The organism is Paenibacillus liaoningensis (genome assembly GCF_059609455.1).
In genome coordinates, this window is sequence record NZ_JCAALU010000005.1 from 189883 (window position 1) to 211243 (window position 21361).

General features: G+C 50.7%; 19 protein-coding genes, 1 pseudogene and 1 riboswitch. Of the genes and pseudogenes, 9 read left to right on the forward strand and 11 right to left on the reverse strand.

Translation table 11 applies throughout. The features are described from left to right. Window positions 1-17: 17 nt before the first annotated feature. From AC6B99_RS08690 to AC6B99_RS08700, 3 genes are all read right to left on the reverse strand, one after another. Complete coding sequence (locus tag AC6B99_RS08690) at window positions 18-953, reverse strand: AEC family transporter (protein ID WP_056030358.1); 936 nt, start codon at window positions 951-953, stop codon at window positions 18-20. A 119-nt stretch (window positions 954-1072) separates the two neighbouring features. Further along, window positions 1073-3013, reverse strand: coding sequence for an ABC transporter permease (locus AC6B99_RS08695; protein WP_496663206.1), 1941 nt, complete (start codon window positions 3011-3013; stop codon window positions 1073-1075). Further along, a complete protein-coding gene (locus AC6B99_RS08700; RefSeq protein WP_056032841.1) occupies window positions 2988-3758 on the reverse strand; it encodes an ABC transporter ATP-binding protein in 771 nt (256 codons plus the stop codon). Before AC6B99_RS08700 ends, AC6B99_RS08695 begins: the two co-directional genes overlap by 26 nt. A gap of 220 nt (window positions 3759-3978) precedes the next feature. Here AC6B99_RS08700 and AC6B99_RS08705 point away from each other — a divergent pair, with 220 nt between their 5' ends. Beyond that, on the forward strand, window positions 3979-4266 hold the full coding sequence (locus AC6B99_RS08705; protein WP_063892510.1) for a DUF1330 domain-containing protein: 288 nt from the start codon (window positions 3979-3981) through the stop codon (window positions 4264-4266). A 49-nt stretch (window positions 4267-4315) separates the two neighbouring features. Here AC6B99_RS08705 and AC6B99_RS08710 read toward each other — a convergent pair whose 3' ends face one another. From AC6B99_RS08710 to AC6B99_RS08720, 3 genes are all read right to left on the reverse strand, one after another. Beyond that, window positions 4316-5323: a sensor histidine kinase gene (locus tag AC6B99_RS08710; RefSeq protein ID WP_056030349.1), complete on the reverse strand. Its 1008-nt coding sequence runs from the start codon at window positions 5321-5323 to the stop codon at window positions 4316-4318. Further along, window positions 5320-6039: a response regulator transcription factor gene (locus AC6B99_RS08715; RefSeq protein ID WP_155972788.1), complete on the reverse strand. Its 720-nt coding sequence runs from the start codon at window positions 6037-6039 to the stop codon at window positions 5320-5322. The genes AC6B99_RS08710 and AC6B99_RS08715 overlap by 4 nt, the downstream gene beginning before the upstream one ends. Before the next feature lie 139 nt (window positions 6040-6178). After that, on the reverse strand, window positions 6179-7474 hold the full coding sequence (locus tag AC6B99_RS08720; RefSeq protein ID WP_056032837.1) for an aminotransferase class I/II-fold pyridoxal phosphate-dependent enzyme: 1296 nt from the start codon (window positions 7472-7474) through the stop codon (window positions 6179-6181). A gap of 199 nt (window positions 7475-7673) precedes the next feature. Between AC6B99_RS08720 and AC6B99_RS08725 the strand changes: the two genes are divergently transcribed. Next, window positions 7674-8468: a helix-turn-helix domain-containing protein gene (locus AC6B99_RS08725; RefSeq protein ID WP_056030343.1), complete on the forward strand. Its 795-nt coding sequence runs from the start codon at window positions 7674-7676 to the stop codon at window positions 8466-8468. Window positions 8469-8587: 119 nt separating this feature from the next. On the opposite strand, the gene AC6B99_RS08730 is transcribed toward AC6B99_RS08725, so the two are convergent. Beyond that, a complete protein-coding gene (locus tag AC6B99_RS08730) occupies window positions 8588-9229 on the reverse strand; it encodes a pyridoxamine 5'-phosphate oxidase family protein (protein ID WP_056030340.1) in 642 nt (213 codons plus the stop codon). A gap of 196 nt (window positions 9230-9425) precedes the next feature. Between AC6B99_RS08730 and pdxR the strand changes: the two genes are divergently transcribed. Both pdxR and AC6B99_RS08740 read left to right on the forward strand, forming a co-directional pair. After that, the gene (gene pdxR, locus AC6B99_RS08735; RefSeq protein WP_081418613.1) at window positions 9426-10913 is read left to right on the forward strand and encodes a MocR-like pyridoxine biosynthesis transcription factor PdxR; all 1488 of its coding nucleotides are present in this window, start codon (window positions 9426-9428) and stop codon (window positions 10911-10913) included. Between the two features lie 4 nt (window positions 10914-10917). Further along, window positions 10918-11133 carry a hypothetical protein gene (locus AC6B99_RS08740; protein WP_496663207.1) on the forward strand — a complete coding sequence of 72 codons (216 nt, stop codon included), beginning with the start codon at window positions 10918-10920 and terminating at the stop codon, window positions 11131-11133. A 41-nt stretch (window positions 11134-11174) separates the two neighbouring features. Here AC6B99_RS08740 and asd read toward each other — a convergent pair whose 3' ends face one another. Beyond that, entirely contained in the window at window positions 11175-11963 is a 789-nt protein-coding gene (asd, locus tag AC6B99_RS08745; RefSeq protein WP_056030334.1) for an archaetidylserine decarboxylase, read from the reverse strand. 988 nt (window positions 11964-12951) lie between these two features. Then, window positions 12952-13677: pseudogene (locus AC6B99_RS08750) on the reverse strand (TspO-related membrane protein). Window positions 13678-13856: 179 nt separating this feature from the next. Between AC6B99_RS08750 and AC6B99_RS08755 the strand changes: the two are divergent. The 3 genes from AC6B99_RS08755 to thiC all read left to right on the forward strand — a co-directional run bounded on the left by AC6B99_RS08755 (window position 13857) and on the right by thiC (window position 17598). Further along, window positions 13857-14153: a hypothetical protein gene (locus AC6B99_RS08755; protein ID WP_056030326.1), complete on the forward strand. Its 297-nt coding sequence runs from the start codon at window positions 13857-13859 to the stop codon at window positions 14151-14153. Window positions 14154-14230: 77 nt separating this feature from the next. Continuing rightward, on the forward strand, window positions 14231-15400 hold the full coding sequence (locus AC6B99_RS08760) for a glycosyltransferase (RefSeq protein ID WP_494878457.1): 1170 nt from the start codon (window positions 14231-14233) through the stop codon (window positions 15398-15400). 34 nt (window positions 15401-15434) lie between these two features. Next, a riboswitch (TPP riboswitch) is annotated at window positions 15435-15540 on the forward strand. A gap of 288 nt (window positions 15541-15828) precedes the next feature. Continuing rightward, window positions 15829-17598, forward strand: coding sequence for a phosphomethylpyrimidine synthase ThiC (thiC, locus tag AC6B99_RS08765; RefSeq protein ID WP_496663208.1), 1770 nt, complete (start codon window positions 15829-15831; stop codon window positions 17596-17598). A 47-nt stretch (window positions 17599-17645) separates the two neighbouring features. Here the strand turns inward: thiC and AC6B99_RS08770 are convergent, their stop codons facing one another. Next, window positions 17646-18218 carry an NAD(P)H-dependent oxidoreductase gene (locus tag AC6B99_RS08770; protein ID WP_056030317.1) on the reverse strand — a complete coding sequence of 191 codons (573 nt, stop codon included), beginning with the start codon at window positions 18216-18218 and terminating at the stop codon, window positions 17646-17648. A gap of 63 nt (window positions 18219-18281) precedes the next feature. Further along, complete coding sequence (locus tag AC6B99_RS08775) at window positions 18282-18863, reverse strand: TetR/AcrR family transcriptional regulator (protein ID WP_056032835.1); 582 nt, start codon at window positions 18861-18863, stop codon at window positions 18282-18284. Window positions 18864-19141: 278 nt separating this feature from the next. On the opposite strand from AC6B99_RS08775, the gene AC6B99_RS08780 reads away from it, so the two are divergent. Beyond that, window positions 19142-20188, forward strand: a complete 1047-nt coding sequence (locus tag AC6B99_RS08780) for a FecCD family ABC transporter permease (RefSeq protein ID WP_496663209.1) — start codon at window positions 19142-19144, stop codon at window positions 20186-20188. A 2-nt stretch (window positions 20189-20190) separates the two neighbouring features. Next, window positions 20191-21225 (forward strand): FecCD family ABC transporter permease, encoded by a 1035-nt coding sequence (locus AC6B99_RS08785; RefSeq protein WP_496663210.1) that lies wholly within the window; start codon window positions 20191-20193, stop codon window positions 21223-21225. Window positions 21226-21361: the final 136 nt, after the last annotated feature.

Sequence of the window (21361 nt, forward strand, 5' to 3'; positions counted from 1 at the left end):
TCTGTTCGCTTAAGAGGTCAAGACGGCTGCACAAGGACAATCAGCAAAGGCAGCACGATAAAGGAGGCGAGCGTCGTCCACAAAATACAGCGGGAAACGAGCTTTGGCGATGCCTCGAATTGCTCCGCCATAATGACGGCGTTGACTGCCGTCGGCATAGAGGCGAGTATAAGCAGGACGGCGAACAGCATGCCCTTTACTTGCAGCAGCCAGAGCAGCAGCGCTGCTATGATTGGAGAAAGCAGCAGACGGATCGCGATAGCCGTCCAGAGCGGCTTGCTCATGACCGAATCTGCTGACTTTTTGCTGCTGCGCGCCCCGGCCATCTGTGCCCCTAGCAAAATCAGCACTACAGGCGCATAGGCGCTCGACAGCATTGATAGGCCTTCTGCCACAGCCGCAGGCATAATCATATCGGTGAACCGGATAATGACGGCGAGCACAACGGCGTATAAAGCGGGAAGCTTGCAAACCGATTGGACCGCTTTTTTCACCGAGAAATGGGAGCGGGCAGCGAAATAAACACCGACGGTATTGACAAGAATCATTTGCGAGATGACGTAGACGGATGCCTTGGCTAGTCCCAGCTGACCGAAGGCGAGCAGCACCAGCGGCAGTCCATAGTTGACACAGTTCGTAAATACAGACACAAGCGTGAGGCCGGCTTGATCTGCTGGAGAAAGCCGCAGCAGCCTAGAGGCGAGAACAGCCACGAGCCAGAGAGCGACCAGATTGATGATGCTGAATGCGCTCGTCTGAATAATATCTGCCATTGACAGCTTGGCGCTGATCAGCGTCTCCAAAATAAGAGCCGGGCTGAGCAAATAAAGGGCAATGGTCGATAAGGGCTTCGTCTCCAGTCCCCGCCAGCGCTTCAAGGCAGCTCCTCCAAGCACAGGCAGCGAAATCGGCAGAAACACGCCATATACGATAAGCAAAAATGAATGCAGCATACGAATCAGTCCTTTGCCAAAATCAATATGCCTTATTTTTGCATAAAGCTTCTATTAGCGTCCAAGACCCTTTTCCTATATACTCATAAGCTTTGGCTATATGCGACTTTCCTCCTCGCCTACGTCAGCTTGAGATGCATATGGCGCAAATACCGCCAGCGAATCATGAGGAAATAGGTTAGCTGGAGGAGGAAAAAGCTAATATAGATCAGGAGTGCTGCCTTCAGCATCGAAATATCGAGCAGCAGCGCAATATTAATAAAAGCGACGATGCCATGCACAAGGGCAATTGCAAAGGGCAGGAAAAACATAAGGAGCAGCTGCCTTGTAACCAGCCGATTCAGCTCCTTGCCGCTGAGGCCGATTTTGCTAATCATCTGGTATTGCTTCTCATCCCGTTCCAAATCGGCATACAACCTGAAGTAAATAAAGCTGACGGCATAGGTGAAGAAGACCCCGCCCACAAGCACGCTAATAATGAGCAAAAGCCCGTTAAGCTGCTTGAATTCATACCATTCAATCACGAGTGACCGTATATAATAATGGCCCTGCGTGTCCTGTGGTATTTCCTTCATAACGCTCTGCGCTGCGCTGATGGTGTCGATCCAATTGGGAATGACATAATAATACGTGACCTGGTTCGTGTCGTCCTTCATGCGGCTCATCGCTTGGAAATAGTCATCCGATACGACGTAAACATCATTGTAATTGTTTAATACGAAAGAAGGCAGCCTTTTTACCACAGTAAGCTTCCGCTGCTTTTCGTCCGGCGCAACGTTGCCTAAATCCACAACGGGCTCAAATGCCGTGACGTTCTGAGCACGGGAGACTTTGCCAGAGGCGATAAAGGCTTCACTGGGCGCATGAAGCGTCTCGGCGGAGAAGCCGAGTGTAGTGGCAAGCTGATTGTATTCGGACAGGCTCATGACCGACTGCCAATCTTCCGTGTATTTAATATGCGAAGCGCCTTTCGTATAAGCAAAGCCGCCCTCTGATAGTCTATGCTCCAATAGCGCCAGGTGCTGCTTCGTTTGCCTTTCATTCTGAGCTAGAGATTCACTATCGCCACCGAAGGATTCATAAATAAAGGCGTAGGGATTGTCTTTTTCCGACAGCTTCGGATCACCGATCGCCAGGCAGGTGCCCATGCCGCACAAGGCGACCGCCGTTACCGTTGCGACCATAAAAAACATATTGGCATTGTCTCTCATTCGGTAAGCGAGATCGGAGAGCGTCAGCAAATTGATTTTACGCAGCAATAAGCTTTCCCGTCCGCGCAGCGCACGAATCACATACACGCTGAGCTGTGTAAACAGAAAATAAGTCCCCAATATGACACAGCCAATGGCGGCTGCGAGCAGTGCCAGCGAGAAGGCGCGACCCAGTACAAAATAAAAGACCATTCCGTAGCCTGCAAGCAAAAGAATGGCAGCAAGCAGCGATAGCCCCGCGGAAGCTTTTGGCTCCTTCTTCGGCTTCTCATCCGAACGAATCAGCTCAAGCAGCTGAGATTTCCGCCCAAGGCGCGACGCGAGTATGGACAGGAGCAGAAATACGATGAAAAAAGCGCCCGTCGTTATGATCACGCTTTGGATGGGCACGAGGAATTCGAGTCCTTTTTGCAGCACCAGCAGTCGTTCGGTTATGAGCAAAAAAAGCTTGGTGAACAAAATGCCAAAGCCGATTCCAAAAACAGTGGAGAGGAGGCCAATGATCATATTTTCCACAAAAATCAACCTGCGGTACTGCTTGTCGGACATGCCCAGCAGCATCAAAATGCCGAATTCACGTTTACGCGCCTTCAGGAAGGCGCCAGCAGAATACATCAAAAACAGAAATGAAAAAATAACGATTAAATATTGCGAAATTTTCAGCCCCATCGTCCCAAGCATAGAGGCAGTTGGACTGCTGGCGGCGATTTGCCCCTGCAAATCCGGATGATACAGCAGCACCGAATAGATGAAAAAAATCATGACCGCGAACGAGCTGCTCATAAAATGTGCAGCATACGTCCGTTTGCGGCGCAGTACATTATTAAACGCGAACTGTCGGAAATTCATTTTCAGTCCCCCCAAGCAGAGCAAGCATATTAATAATTTTCTGATAAAAAGCCGCGCGGTTGTCTCCGCAATTAACTTCACTGTAAAACTGGCCATCTTTTATAAAAATAACCCGGTGACAGTAGCTCGCCGCCATTGCGTCATGTGTAACGAGCATCATGGTGGCATTGTCCTCGCGGTTGAGCTTGCTCATCAACTCCATCACATCACGCGCCGATTTGGAATCGAGGTTGCCGGTCGGCTCGTCGGCCAGCAGCAGCTTTGGGCTGTGGATAAGTGCTCGGGCAATGGCCGTACGCTGCGCCTGCCCGCCGGATATTTCATAGGTCCGCTTGTCCGCCAGCGCGGCAATGCCGAGCTTTTCCATGATGGAGGCGGCCCGCAGCTTCATTTCCACGATGTTCGTGCCGTCGAGCGTGAGCGGCAGCATAATATTTTCGCTGACCGTTAGCGTATCAAGCAAATTAAACGATTGAAAGACGAAGCCTAGCTCCCGCCGGCGGAAAAAAGCTAGCTTTTCCCTTGACAGTTCGTACGGGTCTTGGCCCGCAATGCGCAGCTCGCCGGAAGTGGGCTTGTCGATGGTCGATACCATGTTCAGCAGCGTCGTTTTGCCGCTGCCCGATGGCCCCATAATGCCGACGAACTCGCCTTGCTGGATCGTTAAATCAATGTTGGTCAACGCTTTATAGGTTACTTTTCCTGGATAAATTTTGTTCAGATTTCGTGCAAATAGCAATTCCAATTCGATCTCCCCTTGCTTGTTTGTCAATAAACCCAGTATACCCCTCATGCGCGCCGGCTCCTATGAGCTTAGCTTTCATTTACCTTACAGCTTTGTAAGATAACGCTGCTTGCTTTTGTATCTCTAGGGGAAGCGAGATCAATTCATCTTTCTAGTTCGTATACTGAACGCATGGAAGGGAAATATGGCCTTTCCTCATCAACGAAAGGAGCTGTTGGATTTGAGTGCATATCTCGTGATTGATATTGATATTTCCAACCCGGCAAATTTCAAGGAATACGAAAATCAGATTTTTGCTGTCATTGCACATTTCGGGGGCCGCCCAATCGTTCAAGATAGCAACGTAACGACGATGGAAGGAGATTGGCAGCCGAAAAGACTCGTCATTTTGGAGTTTCCTAACAAACCGAGCATCGAAGCCTTTTACAACTCAAAAATGTACGAACCGTTGAAAAAAATCAGATGGGCAAACTCTACCGGGAAAGCAATCGTCGTGGAAGGCTTGTAATTACGAAAAACAAGCAGATTGCCATCATAAGGGCAGTCTGCTTGTACGTTTAATGCTCAACGGACTGAACAGCGGCAAAGGGGAAAATAATCCGCATTGTCGTGCCGCTGCCTTCCCCTGTTTTTGATTCAACCTCGATCTCATGATTCATTTTATCAAGCACGGTACGGACGATATAGAGGCCCATGCCCGTCGATTCCTTGAACGCCCGTCCATTTTCCCCAGTGAAAAAGGCGTTGAAAATGCGGCTCAAATCAGAGGCAGGAATGCCGACGCCGCAATCGATCACCTCAAGGATGACCGAGCGCTCGCTGCGGTAACCATTAATCGTTATTTTTGCACCGCTGCCCGCTGAATAATTGACCGCATTGGCAATCAACTGCTGCATAATAAAACGCAGCCATTTGCCGTCGGTCTCTACGACTAAATTTTCCTCGATTTGCATATCCGGGTATACGAAGCTGCGAATAAACAGCCGCCTGTTTTCCAAAATCACCTCGTTGGCAAGTTCCCGCAATTGCATTTTCTCCACCTGAAAATCCTGCTCGAACGTTTCCAGCCGGGCGACGTACAGCACCATATCCAGCCCTTTGCGGATGCGATCTGTTTCTTCCCGCATGCTGTTATTGCGCGCGTCCGCTTCTTCCGACAGCATGAGCTCGAGTACGGAGAGCGGTGTTTTCATCTGATGCACCCACTGATTCATAAAGGTCAGATGATTTTGCTGCTTGCGCTCGCCTTCAATGATCTTTTTCTGGTAATGGCGATATTGAAGCTGCAGCAGCTCGGCAAGCGACGCAGGGAGGGGGGCGGCCCCCAGCTGCTGGATCGACTCCTCAAGGCCTGCTTGCCTGCTGCTGAGCAGCGTATAAAATCGACGATGAGACAAATAACGGTAAGCTAAAAAAGCAATAAATACGCAAAGTCCAAGCAGCAGTGCATACGAGGCGATGGTCAAGTTTCTATAGCCGTCCAGCCAGAACACGGTGGTCACTACGACGAGCTGTATGAGCATAAATAACACAAGTGCAAGCTGATCCCGTAAAAAAAGCTTCATCGGCGCTCACGCTGCTGCTCGCCATTTGCCCAGCTGTCATTCAGGCGGTAGCCCGTGCCGCGCACCGTTTCGAGTGCTCCTTCAATGCCAAGCTCTGCCAGCTTCTTGCGCACACGCGACATATTGACGCTAAGCGCATTGTCATCGACATACGTATAATCATCCCACAGCTTTTCCAAAATCGTTTCCCGGCTCACGAGCCTTTGGCAGCGCTGGAGCAGCGTCTCCACGAGCACGGTTTCTTTTTTAGTCAAAGCTACAAATTGTCCTTGCAGATGCAGCTCCATTCGCTCGGGATACAATATCAGTCCGGCATGCTCAACTATTCGCTCACCAGCAGCTTGGGCATAGTCGCCGTATACGCGCCTTAGCTGGCTGCGGATTTTCGCCATTACGACTTCATAATGGAAGGGCTTGGTCAAATAATCATCGCCGCCATTTTCGATGGCGCGTACCGTATCCATTTCGCCGCTGCGGGCGGAAATGAAAATAATCGGGCAGGTCGAAACGGTCCGAATTTGCCGGCACCAATAAAAGCCGTCAAAGCTCGGCAGATTAATATCCATCAGTACAATATGCGGCTTTACTTGTTCAAACTGCTCCATGACGCGGGCAAAATCCGTCGTCACAACTGCCGCGTTGCCATATTTCTCAATATGCGCCCGCAGCAGCTCAGCGATCTTCGCATCATCCTCGACTATCATGATCGTATATATCGTTATTCAGCTCCTCTTACAAAGCGTAGTTTCCATTTCTGCTGCCCTCATTTTATCATATAACAAAATAAACCCCTTGGCCGTAACCGTATTATACACGGCTACTTTCCAAGGGGAAAGGAATAAAATGCTGAAATAATTAAGCCAGCAGCTCTGTCACTGCTTTATAAATCGTATCGTAAAGCGACTCCAGGTCGGCTTCCTCGATGCAGGAGAAAGCGACGCGAAGATCGGTCTCGCCAAGGGCAATCGTACCGATGCCATATTCTTCAAGCAGGCGCACACGAACAGCCTCGGCCGATACGCCGCTGAGCTTGAGGCACATGAAATAGCCGGAGTTGAACGGATAATACGCTAGGGTATCGCCATAACGGCCACTATCGAGCAGCGCTTTGACACGATTGGCGCGGCCCTTCATAATGTCGTATTTCTCCGCTTTCTGAGCGTCAAAATCAGGCGATTGCAGAGCTTTCAGTACAAACGTCTGCGAAGGATGCGGGCCGCTGGAAATCGTCGCCCGAATAATGCCAAGCGTCTTCTGCTCAAGCGCATTCAGCACTTTGTCGGAAGAAGCAGCATACGTAATGAAACCGACGCGGAAGCCCCAGACATAATCCTCTTTCGTCGCGCCGTCGATTTTGACAGCTAGGACGCGAGGGTGCAGGTCGGCAAATTTGCCGAACAGCGACTCGTGAACCGAATCCTCGAAAAATAAGCCGAAGTAAGCATCGTCGGTAACGACGACGACATTAATGCCTGCATCCGCCGCTTCCTTGACAGCGGCTACAATCTCTTCGCTTTCTTGCAGGCCTGGCGTGTAGCCAGTCGGGTTGTTCGGGAAGTTAAGCAGGACGATGGCTTTGCCTTTGTCCTTCTGAGCGAGCAGCGCTTCGCGCAGGCCGTCACTGTTAAACGTATTGCTATCGTTAAGTAAAGGGTATTCCACGATTTCTGCGCCCCGGCGGATGCCAAAGGTCAGCTCGTAGTTTTCCCAGTTTTTATTTGGAATAATAACGGTATCGCCCGCTTCTGCGAACAGATCGGCGACAATGCTGAGCCCATGCGTTAAAGCGTTCGTGACGATAGGATTGCTGAGACGTTTGCCTTCAAGTGAAGGGTTTTCTTTGAGCATTTTCTCAAGCCAAGCTGTGCGCAGCTCGGGTTTGCCCGCAGGGGGTGCATATTCATATAGATCCTTAGGATTATAAGCAGTGAGTGTATCCTGAATGACCTTAAGATGCATCGGCTGTCCGCCTTCGATCGCAATGCCGATTGTGGCATTAAACGTCTTGGCCTTCGCCTTCGCTTCTGCGGATTGGCTAAGTATGCCTTCCTTCGGGAAATAAATGGCTTTTCCTAAAGCTGACAACATGGCATGGACGTTCGGGCTTTCTGCTGCCAAAGTCTCATTCAACTGCTGAGCAAGTGGGTTCATGAACTTCATTCCATCCTTCCGAAAAATCAATTCATTTTCTGATCATACTTATCGGGAGCTATTATATCATTTTTTAACGTGTCGGAACCATTTCAATTTCAAATTTTTTTGGAAAATGTGACGACTGCCAGCTGGGGTTGCGCGAAAGTTTCGCGCTGGTGTATGATGACGGCATAAGCTTACGTTTCAGGAGGGTTTTATGCTGCATTTAACACCCGATGCCTATTTACTGCTGCCGCCTTTCGCGAAGATCGTTTGCGAGCCGAATTGGAAATGGCAGCGCCGTGAAAAGCCGATGGCTAATTTTGATTTATTTTATGTGTGGAGCGGTGAAGGGGAAGTCGAAGTGGGCGGCATTCATTACCCAGTGGGTAAAGGAAGCTGTTTCCTGTTCCGTCCAGGCGACTATACGAGCGCAACCCATAATCCGCAGAAGCCTCTAGTCCTTACTTATATACACTTTGATACGGCGGAAGAGCCGGAGCTGGTGCCGGAACGGTACCGCCAGCTGATTGATACGGTAGATTTTGAATACATGCTGTCGCGTTACGTGCGGCTGTTTTTGGTCAAAACCTACGCGGCGGAAATTGAAGCGCGCCTAGTGCTGAAGCAGCTGATGATTCATCTGCTGCGGGAGGACCGTGCGACAAAACAATCGCCAGTGGAGAAAAAAGTGAGCAATCAGCTGACCGAGGCCATTCATGAGGTCGCCAACTATGTCCGGCAAAATCCCGGCATTGCCCACCGGGTCGAGGATCTCGCGATGCGCGCCCAGCTGTCGCCGCGCTATTTTTCGATGAAGTTCAAGGAACTGATCGGCATGTCGGTCCAGACGTTTATGATCAGCACCCGGATCGACCGCGCCCAGCACCTGCTGATGCACGTGGGCATGAATGTGACGGAGGTGGCGGACGCGCTCGGCTACCGTGATATTTTTTTCTTCAGCCGCCAATTCAAGCAATACACCGGACGGAGTCCGTCGGAAATTCGTTAAGTTCATAAAAAAAAGCCGGTGCGGCCTTTATTCCCGACAACAAAGGGGGGAGAGGCGCTCGGCTTTTTTTGATAAATGAGAATGTATAAATGTCACAGATGCAAATGGATTGAGTATAGTTAGTCGCCCGGATGAGCGTTTTCGTTATGGTGCGGGCAGTATCGGCGCATAAGGTCGACCGTCTCTGCATCGAGCTCCCGTCCGCGTGCAAGCAGGCCGTTTGTAATGGCTTCACGATTGTTCTCATCGGCATTTTGGCCGAATTTGAACTTCGCGTTGATTTGCTGCGGCTCAATTTTTACGACGGCAACTCCCTTGAGCCTGCCCCTGTAAGCAGGATCATCCCCGGCAATCGGCAAATGCCCGCCTTCTGGCTGGAGCTTGGACATCAGCGCTTGCAGCGCCTCGCCCTTCTCCATCAAATCCTCGACGACCGACGCGGTGCCCTCAATAATGACCGATTTGAAAAAGGCGGAGGCCGGACAGGCCATCAGCGGATCGGTAAAATGGGAAGGAATAATCGCATATTCCTTAGCCACACAGAAGGTGACTCGTGGATCTGCCCCGAGCAGCTTCATTTTATCTCCTGCACGGCTGCCGTGAAAATAAATGTTTCCGTTCAAATAAATGTAATTCAGCGGAGTAATGGAAGGGGCGCCATCCGCTCTAGCTGTTCCTAGAAAGCCGTAGCTCATTTCCTCCAAAAAGGCGGTAATCTCTTGTTCATCTTCACTTCCAATTGCAAATTCTTTTCTGCGCATAGCGGACTGCTCCTTTCGTAACAATAGCGATAACTTGAGTAAGGGATGTGCCAAGCGTTCAGCTCGTTAATTGCAAGTGTAAACGGAATATTGACATATAAAAAGATCCACTTTACAGTAATTTTATTGAACCACTTTTGCTTGAGCGGGGGAATAGGCGGAATTAGTAGGCAACAGGATGGTCATAGGAGGTTGAATGATGGATGATCGCTGCCGTGCGGCTTATGAGCGGTATTATGAGGAGATGGGGCGCAAGGCGGATGCGCTGTTTCTGGCACTACGTGAAGCTATTGTCGCGGGGGTGCTGGAGGATGGGGAGCAGCTCGCCTCCAGCAGAAGGCTGGCCGAAAGCTATGGCATGTCGCGCGGTTCGGTGAATGCAGCGTACGATATGCTGTATGCAGAAGGTTTTGTTCGGCCGGGAAGGGGGAGCGGCACCTATGTTTCCTATAGCAAGCCGCCAGCTTCCAAAGCTGGGGTTGAGCTGGAAGGCAAGGCGAGTACACTTGCATTATCCGCTTGGGCGCAGCGGCTGCCGCAGATTAAAGGGTATACGAAGCGGCCTGTACACGAGGAGAATTGCATTGCGTTTGATGTAGGCTACGCGGATGCTGAGCTGTTTCCACAGGATGAATGGAAGACGGCCATGTTTGCGGAGGTCAGAGGAGTATTGGAGCGCCAGTATGAGGATTACGGGGTGATAGAAGGGCATTTGCCGCTGCGCGAAGCGATTGCTAGCGAGCTGCGCCGCGAGCGAAGCATGATCACGAGCGTAGAGCATTTATTTATTACGAGCGGCTCTATGTATGGCATTGCCCTGCTCGCCCAGCTATTGATCAACCCTGGTGATCAAGTCGTGGTGGAAAACCCGTGCTACCCCGGCATTAGACGGGCAATTGCAGCAGCGGGCGGCGTCATTATAGATGCGGATGTCGACGATTATGGCATTATTCCGCAGGACTGGGATGCAAAGCTGCTGTTCGTGACCCCGACGCGCCAGTATCCAACCGGAGCACAGCTTGCGCCTGAACGCAAGCTGGAGCTGCTGCAATGGGCTTCCCGGCAAGGTGCTGTCATCATTGAGGACGATTACGACAGCGAATTCCGCTGGGGCGGACGCCCGGCGGAGCCGCTCAAGACGCTCGACCACGAGGGGCGGGTCGTGTACGTCGGCACTTTCTCCAAGACGATGTACGCCGACCTGAGGCTTGGCTATGTCATTACGCCGGATGCGCTGCGGGAACCGCTGCGGCAGGCAAAGTTTTTGCTTGAGCCAAGCCCAAGCTCAATCGCGGAGCAGCGGGCGCTCGCCGTATTTATGGCGAGCGGGCAGTATGTTCGGCATTTGCGGCGGATGAGGCGCAGCTGCGGACGGCGCCTCAAGCTCTTTAAGGAACAAGCCGCGGAGCAGCTCGCGGGCTTGTTCCGGTTTACGCCGTCGGATGCAGGCTTGCATCAGTACGGCGTGTGGCTTGGGGCAGCCGCGGATTATGAGCGGCTGATTGAGCGCTGCCAGCGGGAAGGCGTCAGCTGGAACCGCGGCGAGCGGCTGTGGCGGCAGCCGGAGGAGCAGCGCGCTCCGGCAGCGCTGTTCGGCTTCGCGCATTTGGCCGAAGCCGATATTAAGGAGGGCATGCGGCGAATTGCGGCATGCTGGGAGGAGGTTCAGCAGCAGCGCGGCTGAAGCGATGGCAACAGCAGCTTTGCTGCAACTACTGCAACTACTGCAACTGCTGCAACTGCTGCAACTGCTGCAACTGCTGCAACTGCTGCAACTGCTGCAACTGCTGCAACTGCTGCAACTGCTGCAACTGCTGCAACTGCTGCAACTGCTGCTGAAGCAGACAAAAGCTCGCTGCCTGGCGGAGATTTCTCCGCACGGGCAGCGAGCTTTTTTTAATTAGACTTTTAAGTTGTAATTACGCTCGAATGGCGAGCGAGTGGGTTAACGCGGCAGCAAGCGGCCAAGCGCCTCGCCCATTTTCACCTTCTGGCCGAGCTTTAAGTTAGGCAGCGGGGTGAAGGTTTTATTTTCAGTCAGCAGCACGACTGTAGATCCGAACTCAAAATAAGCAAGATCGCCACCCTTTACCGTATGCGGCGGCAGCGGGTCAACGTAGCGGATGCTGCTGACGTTCATGGCGCCGACTTTCACGACAGCCGTTTCACCGCCGCCATGTTTAATATACGTAATGAGCCGTTCATTGCGGCTGAGCACCCGGCGCATTTTGGTTAAGCCGAACTCGTTGACCGGATACACCTTGCCGGGAATATGCTCGCTCTCCACGATTGTGCCGTCCACAGGAGCATGAATCCGGTGGTAATCGGTCGGGCTCAAATACAGGACAAAATAATGGCCGTTAAGGTAGTTTTCCGCTCTTGGCGAACGGTTCAGCAGCTCTTCAATCGTGTAGTCCTGCCCTTTTACATTGACAATTGTTCCGTTTTCTATTGGGCCAATGCCTGTAATAAGAGCGTCAACCGGACTTACAAGGCTGTCCGCACTCATGTCTATTTGTCGCATGCCTGGTTTTAATCGACGGGTAAAAAATTCATTTAGCGTAGCGTATTCATTTAGCGGTTTCTCGGCTTCTGCCACCTTAATTCCATACATGGAAGCAAAGCGCGGAATAAAACGGCGGCTCGCTCTGGATTGCGCAAAACGCCCAGTCAACCTCGAAATCGACTTGCGTGAGCTTAATTCCGTCATGGCACGAAGTAATCCATCTAGCATGCTCGTACCGTCACGTCCTTTCTTGCTTCGAATAGTGGTGCTTGTCCCAAACAGTGTGCCACAACCCGCATCACAAAGCAATAGGTTCGATTCGCGACCTTTACAGGTTGGGAAACAGGAGGGGGCGATTCATAGCATAAGGAACCGCAGCATGCGAGTTTTACTGAGAAACTGCTATTGTTGAAACCGCTGTTGCTGAGCCCACACGGTTCGTGATGTTCCCTCCATTTTTGGAGGACACAGCTTCCGCTATTCTGGCATTTTCTACAATTTCAGGCCGTACGCGGACAGGAGGTCCGTTATCGCTCTAATCTTCCCTTCAAAATGGCCATTTGCAGCGCATTAACGGATTTTGAGTCCGCAGCCTGTACTAAACCCGTGATTCTGTTGAAATAGCTGCTGCTGTGTCCGCCAAACCTATCTTGGAAATGGAGGAAAATCTCTGATAAGAAGAGCATGAATCTGGCTCGCTTACGTAGCGAGGGAAAGACTAATACAAGGGAATTACAATAAGAATGATATCTTGTTTCTAAACCATGAATTATTTGAATCCAACTATATGAAAAAAAATATGGTGTTACGTATGAACGGGGACATGCAGAAGCTCAAAAACATTATAATGGGTTAGAAAGCATAATATAAAAATAAGGGTGGTATTTTAATGGGGAACCTGAAGAACTAGGCGATGGAGTTTTCCCAGATACAACACATATGCTTCTTGAGGTAACAGGCTAAGAGTTGCCTGATGATAGTTTAATCTATCTCTGGATAACGTTTTTTCGTTACCTTGAAAAGGTTGATTATGGTCAGATAGCACAGCATGATTGACCTGTTTTTAGCTTTGTTTTTTTAAAACAATACTCTTAAGAATCACTACGATTATTATTTTTCTGTCACCCTTCATAGGAAGAGTGACAGAAAAACGTACCCGACTCCGTTATCATAGTTAGGGCGAACTATTTTCTCTCCCCCTCCCTTCATTCCCCCACTACTCATGCAGCCTACGCAGCTTCAACAACAGCAATAAAACAATAAACAACGCGAGCACAATCGTGACAGCGAGCGTGCTGAATACGATGGCATCATGCTCCTGCTGCTTGACGATAATGGCGATGAACGCCCAGATGAAGACAGCGACGAAAGCGGCATCGCGGTAGCTCCAGCCGATGATTAAGGCGAGCATAGCAGCGACCGCCAGCAAAATAATCGTCCATCCCGTCTCGGACAGCCCAAAGCCCTGCCAGCCTGACTTGTACAGCGCGGAGGTAATGTTGACGATGGTCGCGACGCTAATCCAGCCGAGATACAAACTAAAGGGCAGCTCTACGAAAAAGCGTTCGCCAGTCGTTGCCGTCTGCCAGCCGGGCGTTCTGGCGCGCGTGTAGATGGCGATCAGCGTGATCAGCAGCGCGAGCATAATAAATACGCTGTCGTACACCTTCTCGTATTGCCAAGCAAAAATCCAAGCCGCATTAAACAGGCAGCTAACAAAAAACAGGATGCCGATCTGGGAAGGCAGCCTGCTTGCTCTGCCTGACGGCAGAAAGGAATAAATGACAAATCCGGCAAGCAGCAAATAAATCAGGCTCTATATGGAGAAGGCATAGCCAGCGGGCATGAACTGAATCGGATATTGCGCCGCAAGCTGGGCAGTCGTTTTGCCTCCAAGCGGCAGGGTGACGGCGAGTGCATTGACGACAATGACGATTAGCAGTCAAAAAGCGTTCAGCCAGCGATAGGCAGCATTCATCTTATTTTTCTCCTCTCCTCGTGCATCTATATTGTCTTATTCACCATGCCTTGCTTTTATTTCACGCCTTCCCGTTTATTTCTTGCACAAAAAGCCCAAGCTTCATGTAAGAAAACCCAAACTGAGAAGGGGTATTTGCTTAAATGACCATCACCATCTTGATCACACTTATACTTGCGGCCTGCTGTCTGGCAGCTGGATGGATCGGCTGCCGCAGCCGGAAGGCGCTGCTTGTTATGGATGCGCTGGCAGCCATTTTGCTTTTTGCAACGTTTGTTTCCATCGCTTCAGCTATAGCGAGAACGATGCTTCGCGACACGGTGTTTATGACGGAAATTCATGCGGTGCTGCTTAATCCTGTATTTATTATAGGAGGGGCTTATTTAGCTATCTATACACCTGCACGAATGGCCATAAATGTGCTCCGGCCGTCCAGCTAGTGGCAATTTGCGGAAATGGCGCGTATGCTATCGCAAACTTATTGCCATTTTAATGCGCTAGGAGGCAGTTGAACGAAATGACGCTTGCCAGAGTGGCGTTTGTTACGCCAGGGTCATTTCCGATCCCATCCACAAAAAGCAGCTCGGTCGAACGGGTAGTCGAAAAATTCGTTCCACTTCTGAAAAATCGGATTCATCCCCGCATTTATGGGCGGACGACAAAAGGCCTTAAACGCAACGGGCTAGTCCATGGCGTCGCCTGCGTCAGATTCCCAGCGGTAAACAAAGCCAGCTATATCGCCGCTGTTGGCCGTTCCTTAGTTGCTTACAAACCGCATGTTATTCAGGTGGAGAACCGTCCGCACAACGTGCTTGCCCTGAAGCAGAAGCTGCCGTCCGCCCGAATTTGGCTGAGCTTGCATTCCTCTACTTTTCTAAGTCCCGGTCATATAACGCCATCCAGTCTGCACCGAAGCCTGCAAGCGGCTGATCGCATTATTGTAAACAGCGAGTTTTTGCGGCGCGTTGTTGCGACGAGGGCGCCTGAAGCGGCAGCGAAAATACGGGTCGTCTATCCCGGCGTGGAAACGGGGCTTTTTCCATCGCGATTTACCGAAGAAGGGCGAGAGAAGCGGAAGCGGGAGCGGCAGGCGAAAAAGCTGGAGGGCCGCGAGGTCGTTATTTTTCTCGGCAGGCTCATACCGCTCAAGGGCGCTCACCATCTTCTGCATATTATGCCTGAGCTGGTAAAAAAACATCCGAATATGCTGGCTGTTATCGTCGGCAGCCCCTTCTACGGCTCGCATCGCTCCACCGCTTATTCCCGCAAGCTCCAGCAGCTCGGCCGTGCTTATCCGAATCATGTGCGCTTCGTTCCTTATGTGCCGTATACCGAAGTGCCAGGCTGGTTTTTGGCCGCAGATATGGCGATCGTCCCTTCGGGACAGCGTGAAGCTTTCGGTCTCGTGAACGTCGAAGCAATGGCAACGGGTCTTCCGGTAGTGGCTACACGGGCGGGCGGCATGAAGGAGATTGTACGGGATGGCGTCACCGGTTATTTGATTTCACAGCAAAATCTGGAGAAGGAGCTGAGAGCCAAGCTGCTTGCTCTACTCGCTAGCTCCGAGCTTAGGGCGAGCATGGGAAAGAAGAGCCGCGAGCGGGTGGAGCAAAGCTTCACTTGGCAGCATACGGGACGCAGCTGGATGAATGTGCTGAATGAACGGAAATTGCCCGACTTGGATTGACAACCAGTATATGGGAGCGGTATAGTCTAACAAGGAAATCCACTAGGGGCGCCTTCATGGCTGAGATAAAGCGAATGAGCTTTGGTCCCTTTGAACCTGATCTGGGTTATGCCAGCGTAGGAAAGTGGGAAAGTGAGTTCATCGCGAGCAGCTTCGTTTTGCTTTTTTTAGCATAGGGAAGCTCTATTATTCGCGTATGTTTGCACATTCTGCCGCTTCTTCGCCGGAGCGGTTTTTTTGTTGCCCTCTGGTTGAACAAGCATGCAAGCAAGCGGAGCGCCTCTTGGCGTATTTGTTTGTGAGGCGTTTATCTCGCCTAATAGAATGGGAGCAAAGGAACAGGCGCCGGGCGCTGCATTTTCCAACTGAATTTACGTCTAAAGGCCTCCTGGTGGATCTTCATAATGCCATGGGAGGTTTTTTAGCATATGACGATCTTTATGAATCCGCTGCCGGGCAGCAGCAAGGTGTACGAGTCGGGATCAAGCTTGGATATTTGGGTGCCAATGCGCGAAATTGAGCTCGAAGCGAGCACAGGCAGAAACGGAGAAAAAATACCGAATGCGCCGATTCGCGTGTATGACGCGAGTGGGCCATATACCGATACCGCTTATGAGGCGGATGTTCACAAAGGGCTGCCGCATGTAAGGGGAGAGTGGATTGAAGGTCGAGGAGATGTAGAGCGGTACGACGGACGCAGCGTAAAGCCGGAGGATAACGGTTTTAGGACGGCCGAGAAGGCGAATGAGCGCGGAGCGGAGCTTTTTCCAATAACGACGCGGCCGCTGCGGGCGAGAAAAGGACATAATGTCACCCAGCTTCATTATGCGCGCCAGGGAATCATCACGCATGAAATGGAATTTATTGCGATAAGAGAAGGGATGGACCCTGAATTTGTCCGCTCGGAGATTGCCCTTGGGCGTGCGATCATACCAGCTAATATTAATCATCCCGAGATCGAGCCGATGATAATTGGGCGGAAATTTCATGTGAAAATCAATGCGAATATTGGCAATTCAGCAGTAGCTTCTTCTATTGAGGAAGAGGTAGAGAAGATGACATGGGCGACGCGCTGGGGTGCGGATACGATTATGGATTTGTCTACAGGCAAAAATATTCATACGACGCGCGAATGGATTATTCGCAATTCCCCGGTTCCGGTCGGCACCGTGCCGATTTATCAGGCGCTGGAGAAGGTAAATGGCAAAGCGGAGGATCTATGCTGGGAGGTGTTCCGCGATACGCTCATTGAGCAGGCGGAGCAGGGGGTTGATTATTTTACGATCCATGCAGGCGTATTGCTTCGCTATATTCCGCTAACAGCCAAGCGGGTGACGGGCATCGTGTCGCGTGGCGGGTCGATTATGGCGGCATGGTGCCTGGCCCACCATCAAGAGAACTTTTTATATACGCATTTTGAGGACATTTGCGAAATTATGAAGGCTTACGATGTTTCGTTCTCGCTAGGCGATGGCTTGCGTCCGGGCTCGATAGCCGATGCCAACGATGCAGCGCAGTTTGCCGAGCTGGATACGCTGGGCGAGCTGACGAAAATCGCCTGGAAGCATGATGTGCAAGTGATGATCGAAGGACCGGGACATGTGCCTATGCACTTGATTAAAGAAAATATGGACCGCCAGCTGGAGGTGTGCGAGGAAGCGCCTTTCTACACGCTGGGGCCGCTGACAACGGATATTGCTCCCGGTTATGACCATATTACATCGGCTATTGGCGCAGCTATGATCGGCTGGTTCGGAACTGCGATGCTCTGTTATGTGACGCCGAAGGAGCATCTTGGGCTGCCGAATCGGGATGATGTGAAGGAAGGGGTTATTACGTATAAAATAGCGGCCCATGCCGCCGACCTGGCCAAGGGCCATCCTAGGGCTCGCCTGCGGGACGATGCGCTGTCGAAAGCGCGCTTCGAGTTCCGCTGGCGCGATCAGTTCCACTTATCGCTGGATCCTGAGCGCGCCATGGCGTACCACGATGAGACGCTGCCAGCAGAAGCGGCTAAGTCCGCGCATTTCTGCTCGATGTGCGGACCTAAATTTTGCAGCATGCGCATTACACAAGATATTAGAGAGTACGCCGAGCAAAATGGGCTGGAGACGACAGAGGCCATTGAAGCGGGAATGAAGGAAAAGTCCGAGGCGTTCAAGGAATCGGGAAGCCGCATATATGTTAGCGGGACATAGAAGATTACAGTCAAAAGGCTGCTATAAGCAAGGAGAGGCGGGCGCTGTTAGGCGAACTTTTCCCCGAGTTGCTTCACCTTGGCAAGCCAGCCTTGCCTTTTGGCGAGCGATGATTTTCTGACCTCATACAGCGATGTAAAACGGACGGATTTGACGCCGCAAAATTGCAGAATGTTGATTTTCATCATTTTGTGGCCAGCCATGCCTTGGAAAAAACGATAGTACCAGCCCGGCGAGTCCATCGTGACGATGATCCGGGCTGTTTTTCCTTTGAGCAGTTGCTTGGGAAGATCCTTGCCTTTCACATATTTATAAGCGAAGCCGGGCAGAAAGACGCGGTCAATGAAGCCTTTGAGCAAAGCGGGAGGCCCGCCCCACCAGGTTGGATATACAAAAACAAGATGATCGGCCCATTTGATATGCGCCTGCGCGTCCTGCAGATCCTTCTCTAGTGGTGCTTTGTTATTGTAGCCTCCGACCAGGACGGGATTGAAGTCGAGCTGGGACAAATGAATGGTGCGGACCTCGGCGCCAGCGGCTCCCTCAGCATAAGCGGCAGCCAGCGCCTCGCTGTAGCTTCCTTCAGCGGGATTGCTTTGAATAATTAAAATGTTTTTCATCGTTTTGGAACACTCCTTGAATTTTAGTTAATGAACACTAACCAATAGATTAAAAAGAAAAGGTCACGAATGACCTATTAAAGCTAATAGATGCCGCTTAATTTGCTCGGCGTCCGGCGCAAGCTGTGCGGGAAGATCGCCATGCATGCTGGATACGGCTAGCTGGGTTATAATGCCGATCACCATGACAGCCGACAGGCGGGCATTTTGCTCTGGAAGCTCGCCGCGCTCGATGCCTTGCTCTATAAAGTCTATTAATGCATCAAGCGGCTGCCTGAGCTGCCCTTCCATCCTTGCTGTATAAAACAGCTCATGCTGCTGGGAAAGCAGCAGCAGTCCGTATTGGTCCTCGTCGTGCATTTGCAGCACCTCGTCGATTAATTGGCGAAACCGGCTGGCGCTGCTGCCATCCTTCTGCACATAATAATCGATTAAAGCGGTGTAGCTGGCACAATCCTGCTCAAAGATTTCCAAAGCAACGGCATCCTTGCTTTTAAAATGCTTGTAAATCGCCGCATCCGTTACGCCGGCAGCCTGCCCTATTTCTTTGACGGAAACGCCGTCAACACCCTTCGTGGCAAACAGCAGCATCGCCGCCTGCAAAATATCCTTTTTTTTACTATCGGCATGTGATTTTTTGTTCATGTTTGTATTGTAAGTGAACACTAACCAAAAATCAAGAGGCAATAAAAACAGAGATGATGGATTTTTAAGAGGATACGATTCTTTCATTGAAATCTAAGCCTATATAAGTTTTCCCCTTATAATAGGCTTAGATTTCATCGCGAAACGGTAGCTTTGCCGCCAGAGGATGGCGGTAGCCGTTTACGCTTGAATAAACAAACAAACTTTGGTATATTTGAAAACGAGAATCGTTATCATGAAGCCATTTTATTTGGTATGAAGGGAAAGGTAGCTGCATCATGTCGTTGAAACAGGAGCAAAAACAGGAATTGAAGCAGATGAGGCAGCGTTCAAGGCCCCTAGTAGCGAGCATCATTCTGATCGTTGGCACAGCTGCTGTGTTATTTGGCCTTGCTTTATCTATTTCAGTCGGAGCAGCTAAAATTAGCTTATCCACGGTTTGGACCGCCGTCTTTTATTTTAATCCAGATATTACCCAGCATCAGATTATTCAAGAGCTGAGGATGCCAAGGGCACTTGCAGCTGCACTTATAGGAGCGGCCTTCGCGGTATCAGGCTCCGTTATGCAGGGGATGACCCGAAATCCACTCGCTGACCCGAGCTTGCTCGGTCTTAATTCGGGTGCAGGCTTTGCGCTTGCGCTGTGCTTTGCTTTTTTCCGTGGCATGTCTCATTTGGAAATTATGATTATTTGTTTCTTCGGAGCGGCGCTTGCTGCGGGTATCGTTTACGGTATCGGCTCGCTTGCCAAGGGCGGCTTGACGCCTGTCCGGCTGACGCTTGCGGGCGCAGCTATTAGCACGTTGTTCATGAGCCTGTCCGAAGGAATTCAAATTCACTTTCAAATTGGACAGGATATTGCTTTCTGGTATGCAGGCGGCATTGCCGGTACAAAATGGTCGCAGATTGGCATTGTTGCCCCTTGGATTATCGGCGGCATTTTGGCAGCCATTGCGATTTCGCGCTCCATTTCTTTGCTCAGTCTAGGTGAGGATGTTGCTTCGTCCCTCGGACAGCGTACGAAGCTGACGAAGACGATCGGCATTATTGTTACGCTTATTTTGGCCGGTGCCTCTGTATCCGTTGTCGGAGCGGTTGGCTTTATCGGACTTATTGTTCCCCATGTGGCCCGTTATTTGGTAGGCGTGGATTACCGCTGGATCATACCTTGCTCCGCCGTACTCGGTGCGCTTCTGCTCATCGTAGCTGATATTGTAGCACGTACGATTAATAGCCCTTATGAGACGCCGGTTGGTGCTCTGATTGCTATTATAGGTGTTCCGTTCTTCCTTTATCTTGCCGTTAAGCAAAGGGGGAGTTTATAGTTATGAGCACCGCTTCTTTAATTCCAAAAAGCGAGCAGCGCAGAACGAGACGAGCCATAATAGTCATGAGCATTATGGGCGTGCTCATTATTACGGCTTTTGTAATTAGTATGAATACAGGTTTTATTAAGCTGTCTCCGCTTGATGTATTCAAAACGTTATTCGGGTACGGAACGGCGAAGCAGGATCTGATTTTATTTGATTTTCGCTTGCCGCGTATTGTTATTTCCGTCTTGATTGGTGCAGGATTTGCCGTTTCTGGTTGTGTGATGCAAGGGCTGTTCCGCAATCCGCTGGCCGATCCAGGCTTGCTCGGTATTAATGCTGGAGCAGGGCTAATGGTTATTTTGTATGTTTCTTTTTTCCGTGATAATCAGATGGCGTCGCCATTTTTTATGCCGATGCTTGCCTTTTGCGGGGCTGCGCTTACTGCCTTGCTCATTTATACATTATCTTATAAACGTTATCACGGGCTGCTGCCTACACGGATGATTCTTGTCGGCGTTGCAGTGCAAGCCGGCATAAGTGCGCTTGTCATTGTACTCAGCCTAGCGCTTGATCCGAATGACTTTCAATTCGTTCAAATTTGGCTTGCAGGCAACATTTGGGGAACCAACTGGAAGTTTGTACTTGCTGCTCTGCCATGGATTTTATTATTGATACCTTATGTTATGTTCAAGTCGCGTTCGATGAATATTTTGAATCTTGGCGAACAGATGGCAACGGGACTGGGGTCGCCGGTTGAGAAGGACCGGATGAAGCTGCTTGCAGCAGCGGTAGGTCTGGCTGCAACATGTGTGGCCGTTGGTGGCGGAATCTCCTTTGTCGGACTAATTGGTCCGCATTTGGCTCGCCGTCTTGTCGGACCGACGCATCAAATTCTCGTTCCGGCTTCAGCGATGGCGGGAGCATTGCTCGTCATTGTGTCAGATACGCTGGCTCGCTGGGCGTTCCAGCCTTCGGAAATTCCGACAGGTATCGTAATCGCCGTCATTGGCGCTCCCTATTTCCTTTACTTGCTGTCCCGTTCCAAATAGGCGGTTGCAGCTCCATTTATAATCGTTTGTTCAGGCCTTTCGAAGCGCTATGCGTTTTCGAAAGGCCTTTTACTGTATAGAAGTGAATTGGGCGCTGCCGTGAGAGAACGGGAATGTCCTTTTGAACTTATGCGTA

What these genes read in the sequence shown, in the direction of transcription:
- AC6B99_RS08690 (WP_056030358.1), bottom strand. Translation starts at nt 953, where the DNA reads ATGCTGCATTCATTTTTGCTTATCGTATATGGCGTGTTTCTGCCGATT.
- AC6B99_RS08695 (WP_496663206.1), bottom strand. Translation starts at nt 3,013, where the DNA reads ATGAATTTCCGACAGTTCGCGTTTAATAATGTACTGCGCCGCAAACGG.
- AC6B99_RS08710 (WP_056030349.1), bottom strand. Translation starts at nt 5,323, where the DNA reads ATGAAGCTTTTTTTACGGGATCAGCTTGCACTTGTGTTATTTATGCTC.
- AC6B99_RS08720 (WP_056032837.1), bottom strand. Translation starts at nt 7,474, where the DNA reads ATGAACCCACTTGCTCAGCAGTTGAATGAGACTTTGGCAGCAGAAAGC.
- AC6B99_RS08725 (WP_056030343.1), top strand. Translation starts at nt 7,674, where the DNA reads ATGCTGCATTTAACACCCGATGCCTATTTACTGCTGCCGCCTTTCGCG.
- AC6B99_RS08730 (WP_056030340.1), bottom strand. Translation starts at nt 9,229, where the DNA reads ATGCGCAGAAAAGAATTTGCAATTGGAAGTGAAGATGAACAAGAGATT.
- pdxR (WP_081418613.1), top strand. Translation starts at nt 9,426, where the DNA reads ATGATGGATGATCGCTGCCGTGCGGCTTATGAGCGGTATTATGAGGAG.
- AC6B99_RS08740 (WP_496663207.1), top strand. Translation starts at nt 10,918, where the DNA reads ATGGCAACAGCAGCTTTGCTGCAACTACTGCAACTACTGCAACTGCTG.
- asd (WP_056030334.1), bottom strand. Translation starts at nt 11,963, where the DNA reads ATGCTAGATGGATTACTTCGTGCCATGACGGAATTAAGCTCACGCAAG.
- AC6B99_RS08755 (WP_056030326.1), top strand. Translation starts at nt 13,857, where the DNA reads ATGACCATCACCATCTTGATCACACTTATACTTGCGGCCTGCTGTCTG.
- AC6B99_RS08760 (WP_494878457.1), top strand. Translation starts at nt 14,231, where the DNA reads ATGACGCTTGCCAGAGTGGCGTTTGTTACGCCAGGGTCATTTCCGATC.
- thiC (WP_496663208.1), top strand. Translation starts at nt 15,829, where the DNA reads ATGACGATCTTTATGAATCCGCTGCCGGGCAGCAGCAAGGTGTACGAG.
- AC6B99_RS08770 (WP_056030317.1), bottom strand. Translation starts at nt 18,218, where the DNA reads ATGAAAAACATTTTAATTATTCAAAGCAATCCCGCTGAAGGAAGCTAC.
- AC6B99_RS08775 (WP_056032835.1), bottom strand. Translation starts at nt 18,863, where the DNA reads ATGAACAAAAAATCACATGCCGATAGTAAAAAAAAGGATATTTTGCAG.
- AC6B99_RS08780 (WP_496663209.1), top strand. Translation starts at nt 19,142, where the DNA reads ATGTCGTTGAAACAGGAGCAAAAACAGGAATTGAAGCAGATGAGGCAG.
- AC6B99_RS08785 (WP_496663210.1), top strand. Translation starts at nt 20,191, where the DNA reads ATGAGCACCGCTTCTTTAATTCCAAAAAGCGAGCAGCGCAGAACGAGA.